Here is a 6,000-nt window from a genome sequence, read left to right as displayed (position 1 = left end):
TCCTGGCGGATCGCCATCAGGCCGGGCATCTCGTGCTCGGCGAGGGTGATCTCCTTGCGGCCGAACTCGGCCAGGGACAGGTCGGCGACCTTGAAGTCCTGTCGGTTCTCGACAGTCGTCATTACGGGCTGCTCCTCGTATCGGGTCGAGGTGGGTCGGCTGGTCTGCGCGGCGGCGGACACAGGGGTGCCCAGAGGAGGACACAGGCATGCCCGCGTACGCGCAGCGCAGTCCGTCGGAGGCCCTCTCTCCCTCGGCCGGTCCGCGGTGGGACCGCCCGACCGCCATCAGCAGCGACGTCTGGCTCCGTCCCAAGCTACACCGCCGGACCCCGCGCCCCCCAGTCCGCCCGCGCACACATCAAGCCGATCCGGCGGACGTCACCCCCTCGAACCTCCGGTCACCGCCCGTGGCGCGGGCGGTGACCGCGGGCTCAGTGTCCGGTGCCGTGCGGCGCGGGGCCGCCGGGGGTGGCCTCGGGGTCGGCGCCCTTGGCGGCCTCGGTCTCGCTGTAGATGTCGGGCTCGAGGTAGATCACGCGGGCGATCGGGACGGCCTCGCGGATGCGGGACTCGGCGGCGTCGATGGCGGCGGCGATCTCCGTGGCCGTGTCCTCGTGCCGCACGGCGATCTTCGCGGCGACCAGCAGTTCCTCCGGGCCGATGTGGAGGGTGCGCATGTGGATGATGCGGGTGACGGTGTCGCCGTCGACGACGGCGGCCTCGATCTTCCGGGTCTCCTCGGCGCCCGCGGCCTCACCGAGCAGCAGGGACTTCGTCTCGACGGCGAGGACCAGGGCGATCAGGATGAGCAGGACACCGATGCAGAGGGTGCCGACGCCGTCCCAGACGCTGTCACCGGTGACCAGGGCGAGGCCGACACCGCCGAGGGCGAGGACCAGACCGACGAGCGCGCCGAGGTCCTCCAGGAGGACGACCGGCAGCTCGGGGGCCTTGGAGTGGCGGACGAACTCCTTCCAGGAGCTCCGGCCGCGCAGGGCGTTGGACTCCTTGATGGCGGTGCGGAAGGAGAAGGCCTCGGCGATGATCGCGAAGACCAGGACGCCGACCGGCCAGTACCAGTGCGTCAGCTCGTGCGGGTGCTTGATCTTCTCGTAGCCCTCGTAGAGGGCGAACATGCCGCCGACCGAGAAGAGCACGATGGACACGAGGAAGGCGTAGATGTAGCGCTCGCGGCCGTAGCCGAAGGGGTGCTGCGGGGTGGCCCGGCGCTGGGCCCGCTTGCCGCCGACCAGCAGCAGGGCCTGGTTGCCGGAGTCGGCGACCGAGTGCACGGACTCGGCGAGCATCGACGAGGAGCCGCTGAAGAGGAACGCCACGAACTTCGCTACCGCGATCGCGAGGTTGGCGGCGAGTGCCGCCACGATCGCCTTGGTGCCGCCTGACGCGCTCATGTGTTCGTGTTGTCCCTTCGTACGCCGTTTCCGGGCCCGGTCGTGCGCGTGCGTACGTCCGGGCCCGTGTCCGTCCTTTGACGGTGGGCCATTGTTGCAGCCCTGTCGGGACGGCGCGTCAGGTCGCCGCCAGGCGGCGGTCAGACGACGACCGTGGCCCTGAACAGCGTCCCGGTACCCGATACTTCGGCCTTTTCACCCGCGGGGACGAACACGGAGGTGCCCGGGGACAGCTCGTGCCCGCCCGCGCGGACCGAACCGGCCGTGCAGAGCAGGATCTGCGGGGTGGTCAGGGTCAGGTCGTGGGTGGTGCCGCCCGCCGGGAGGACGTAGCGGGAGAGGCGGAACTCGTCGGTGGGGGTCTCGTAGACCTCCTCGCCGTCCGGGGCGGCCTCCGGGCGCAGGACGCCGGGGTCGCCGGCCTCGAAGCGGACGATGCGCAGGAGCTCGGGGACGTCGACGTGCTTGGGGGTCAGGCCGCAGCGCAGGACGTTGTCGGAGTTGGCCATGATCTCGACGCCGAGACCGTTCAGGTAGGCGTGCGGGACGCCGGCGCCGAGGAAGATGGCCTCGCCGGGCTGGAGCCGGACGTGGTTGAGGAGCATCGCGGCGATGACGCCGGGGTCGCCCGGGTGGTGGTGGGCGATGCCGGCGTAGGGGGTGTAGGCGCCGCCGAGGCGGTCGCAGGCGGCGGCCGCCTCGGCGGCGGTGTGCGCCATCTCCTCGGGGTCGGCGGTGAGGATCGCGGTGAGGACCTCGCGCAGGGCCGCGTCCTCGGGGTGGGCGTGCAGCAGGTCGACGTACGGCTTGAGGGAGTCCACGCCGAGGCCGTCGAGGAGCTCGGCGGCGCGCAGCGGGTCGCGGAAGCCGCACAGCCCGCCGAACTCGGTGAGGGCGCAGACCAGTTCCGGCTTGTGGTTGGCGTCCTTGTAGGTGCGGTGCGGGGCGTCGGCCGGGACGCCGCGGCGCTCCTCGTCCGCGTAGCCCTCCTTCGCCTGGTCCAGGTCGGGGTGGACCTGGAGGGAGAGCGGGGATCCGGCGGCGAGGAGCTTGAGCAGGAAGGGCAGGTGCGGGCCGAACTTCGCGACCGTCGCCGCGCCGAGCTCCTTCTCCGGGTCGGCGGCGATGACCTCGGCCAGCGTGCCGCGCGCGGTGCGCGAGGGGGCTCCGGGGTGGGCGCCCATCCACATCTCCGCCTGCGGTTCGCCGGTCGGCTCGGTGCCGAGCAGCCGCGGGATGGCGGTGGTGGAGCCCCAGGCGTAGGGGCGGATGGTGTTGTCGAGGCGGTCCATGGGGCTCAGTGTTCCTTTTGCCGGGTCTCGTGCGTACGCGCGCCGGGGAAGTGGTGCGTCCCGGGCATGATCAGGTTCCGGAAGCGAGCGCCAGGTAAACGGCGGCGAAATCCGTGACGGCGATCAGCTCCGCGAGGGTCTCCAGTTCGCCGCCCTCCTCCGGCTCCAGCTCGCTGATCGGCGTGTCGTGGCTGAGGGCCAGGTCGCGGGCGGCCGGGGCGGCGGTGAGGCCGCCGATGGGGCGGTCGCGGAGCAGCACCACGCGCGCGTGCAGGGCGGGCGCTTCCTCCACCCGGTCGCGGAAGAAGTCGTCCGGGTCGGCGCTGGCGGCGAGCGGGCCGGCGAGCAGGGCGCTGTGCGCGGCGAGCGCCTCGGGGAGTTCGGCGACGACGGCGGGGATGCCGGACAGTTCGGCGAGCGCGGCGGCGAAGCGGCGGCCGGCCGGGCCCGCCGAGACGCCCTCGGTCCAGACGACGGGGAGCGCGTCGGCGAGTTCCGCGGCCAGCGTCTTGGCCGGGTTGCCGTACGTCGCGACGGCCGGGCCGCAGCGTTCGGCGATGCGGTCGAGGCGGTCGGCGACCTTGTCCAGGGCGTCCGGCGGGGCGGCGAGCAGGCCGGTCCGGTCCAGCAGCGCGAGCAGCGGGGTGAGCAGCGCCCACAGGACCCCGGGGGCGGCTGCGGCGAGGGGTTCGTCCTGGTCGTAGGGCGCGGTGGCCAGGGGGACGAACAGGCTGTGGGAGCCGCTCACGGTCTCGGCGAGCGGGGTGCGGGCGGGCGCCACGGCGACGACGGTGCAGCCGCGGCGGTACGCCTGCTCGCAGAGCAGGGACAGGCCCGGTTCGGTGCCGTCGGGGGTGGCGATCAGCAGCAGGTCCACGGAGCCGGCCCAGCCGGGCAGCTCCCAGCGCAGCGCTCCCGCGGCGGGTGCGACGCCGGTCGGCGCGAGCCGGGTGACGGGGCTGCCGGAGCCGGCCAGGGTGCCGAGGAGGTCGGCGGCCTGGGTGGCGGCGGCGCCGGGGCCCGCGATGAGGACGGCGCGGGGGCGGCCGTCCGGTGTGAGGTCGTGGACGCCGGCCTCGGCGGCGTGCCGGACGGCCGTGCGGACGCGGGCGCCCGCCTCGGCGGCGCCGCGGAGCAGCGCGCGGTGGTCGGCCTCGGCGAGGCCCTCGGGTGAGTCGAGCAGCGATTCGTCGAGCATGGGGCGGCAGCCTCCGGTCGGCGTGGCGTCGGGTCGCGGGCGCCGGGGCACGGGTGCGCCGGGTCGCCGGATCGTCGGTTACGCGGGGCGGCGGGCCTCGTCGACGAGGAGGACGGGGATGCCGTCGCGGACCGGGTACGCCAGGCCGCAGTCCTGGCCGGTGCAGACGAGCTCGGTGTCCTGCTCCTCGAGGGGTGAGTGGCAGGCCGGGCAGGCGAGGATCTCCAGGAGGCCGGCTTCGAGCGCCATGGGGGTTCCCTTCGGGGACGGGCGTATGCGGATGTGCCTGGTCAGAGTACCGCCGGTGGGCGCGGGACGGGCGGGCTGTGGATGTTGAACCATGAACCGCTCCCGGGGGCGGCGGGGGCGCGCGCCGCCGCGGGCCGCGGCCGGGGCGCCGGGGCCGGCCGTGCGGGGCGGACCGCGCTGCCGCCCCGCACCGCACGGCACGGTCCCGCCCGTGCGGTCTCAGCCCCGGATGATCGCCAGGGCCTCGTCGCGCACCTTGGCCATCGTCGCCTCGTCGCGGGCCTCCGCGTTCAGGCGCAGGAGCGGTTCGGTGTTGGAGGGGCGGACGTTGAACCACCAGTCGGCGGAGGTGACGGTGAGGCCGTCCAGGTCGTCCAGGGTGACGCCCTCGCGTCCCTCGTACGCGGCCCGGACCGCGGCGAGGCGGGCGGTCTGGTCGTCGACGGTGGAGTTGATCTCGCCCGAGCCGGCGTAGCGGTCGTACTGGGCGACCAGGGCGGACAGGGTGCCCGGCTGGCCGCCGAGGGCGGCGAGGACGTGCAGGGCGGCCAGCATGCCCGTGTCGGCGTTCCAGAAGTCGCGGAAGTAGTAGTGCGCGGAGTGCTCGCCGCCGAAGATGGCGCCGGTCCGCGCCATCTCGGCCTTGATGAAGGAGTGGCCCACGCGGGTGCGGGCGGGGGTGCCGCCGTTCTCCCGCACGACCTCGGGCACCGACCGGGACGTGATCAGGTTGTGGATGACCGTGCCCCGGCCGCCGTTCCTGGCCAGCTCGCGGGAGGCCACCAGCGCGGTGATCGCGGACGGGGGGACCGGTTCGCCCCGCTCGTCGACGACGAAGCAGCGGTCGGCGTCGCCGTCGAAGGCGAGACCGAGGTCGGCGTCCTCCTCGCGGACCCGCTTGCGCAGGTCGACGAGGTTGGCCGGGTCCAGGGGGTTGGCCTCGTGGTTGGGGAAGGTGCCGTCGAGTTCGAAGTACATCGGGACGAGGGTGAGCGGCAGGCCGGCGAAGACCGTGGGGACGGTGTGACCTCCCATGCCGTTGCCCGCGTCGACGACGACCTTCAGGGGGCGGACGGAGGTCAGGTCGACGAGCGAGCGCAGGTGGGCCGCGTAGTCGTCCAGGGTGTCGCGCCGGGTGACCGTCCCCGGCGCGGCCGCCGGCTCCGGGGCGCCCGACTCGCTCCACCGTTCGACGAGTTCGCGGATCTCGGCCAGGCCCGTGTCCTGGCCGACCGGGGCGGCGCCCGCGCGGCACAGCTTGATGCCGTTGTACTGCGCCGGGTTGTGGGAGGCGGTGAACATCGCGCCCGGCAGGTCCAGCGCGCCCGAGGCGTAGTAGAGCTGGTCGGTGGAGCACAGGCCGATCTCGGTGACGTCGGCGCCCTGGGCCGCCGCGCCGCGTGCGAAGGCGCCCGACAGGCCCGGGGACGAGGGCCGCATGTCGTGCCCGGTGACGATCGCGCTCGCGCCGGTCACCCGGGCGAAGGCGGCGCCGAAGAGCTCGGCCAGGGACTCGTCCCACTGGTCGGGGACGACCCCGCGCACGTCGTACGCCTTCACGATCTGCGACAGATCAGCAGCCACGGCCAACCCTTCCGAAAGTCCTGTGGTCACCACAAACTACCCGCAGCCGTCCGTGGGGGATGACGCTCCGCCGCGACCGCCGGACGGGGCCGGCCGGGATCCCGGTCCGCCGCCACGGAGCGGCCGGTCGCGGCCGCCCGGCCGGAGCGGTCCGTCACGGGGATGCCGTGCCCGGCGTGCGGACGCAGGGAAGCGGGGGGAAGCACGGGAAAGCGGAGAGGAGCGAGGAAAGGCGGAGAAGGAAGGAGAAGGCGAGCGAGGCA

At 74.1% G+C, this 6,000-nt stretch carries 6 protein-coding genes; all 6 read right to left on the bottom strand.

What is annotated here, in order from left to right:
- The coding region (locus ACZ56B_RS15885; protein ID WP_468790187.1) for an adenosylhomocysteinase at positions 1 to 182 on the bottom strand (182 nt) is incomplete at its 3' end.
- Between the two features lie 251 nt (positions 183 to 433).
- A complete protein-coding gene (locus ACZ56B_RS15880) occupies positions 434 to 1,414 on the bottom strand; it encodes a cation diffusion facilitator family transporter (RefSeq protein ID WP_468790186.1) in 981 nt (326 codons plus the stop codon).
- Positions 1,415 to 1,554: 140 nt separating this feature from the next.
- The gene (manA, locus tag ACZ56B_RS15875) at positions 1,555 to 2,706 is read right to left on the bottom strand and encodes a mannose-6-phosphate isomerase, class I (protein WP_468790184.1); all 1,152 of its coding nucleotides are present in this window, start codon (positions 2,704 to 2,706) and stop codon (positions 1,555 to 1,557) included.
- A 70-nt stretch (positions 2,707 to 2,776) separates the two neighbouring features.
- A complete protein-coding gene (locus ACZ56B_RS15870) occupies positions 2,777 to 3,904 on the bottom strand; it encodes an SIS domain-containing protein (protein WP_468790182.1) in 1,128 nt (375 codons plus the stop codon).
- Positions 3,905 to 3,982: 78 nt separating this feature from the next.
- A complete protein-coding gene (locus ACZ56B_RS15865) occupies positions 3,983 to 4,153 on the bottom strand; it encodes a Trm112 family protein (protein WP_004987263.1) in 171 nt (56 codons plus the stop codon).
- 219 nt (positions 4,154 to 4,372) lie between these two features.
- Positions 4,373 to 5,737: a phosphomannomutase/phosphoglucomutase gene (locus tag ACZ56B_RS15860; protein WP_468790179.1), complete on the bottom strand. Its 1,365-nt coding sequence runs from the start codon at positions 5,735 to 5,737 to the stop codon at positions 4,373 to 4,375.
- Positions 5,738 to 6,000: the final 263 nt, after the last annotated feature.

This window comes from Streptomyces sp. NPDC034670 (assembly GCF_055574875.1).
This window is presented reverse-complemented; position numbering and strand designations above follow the sequence as displayed.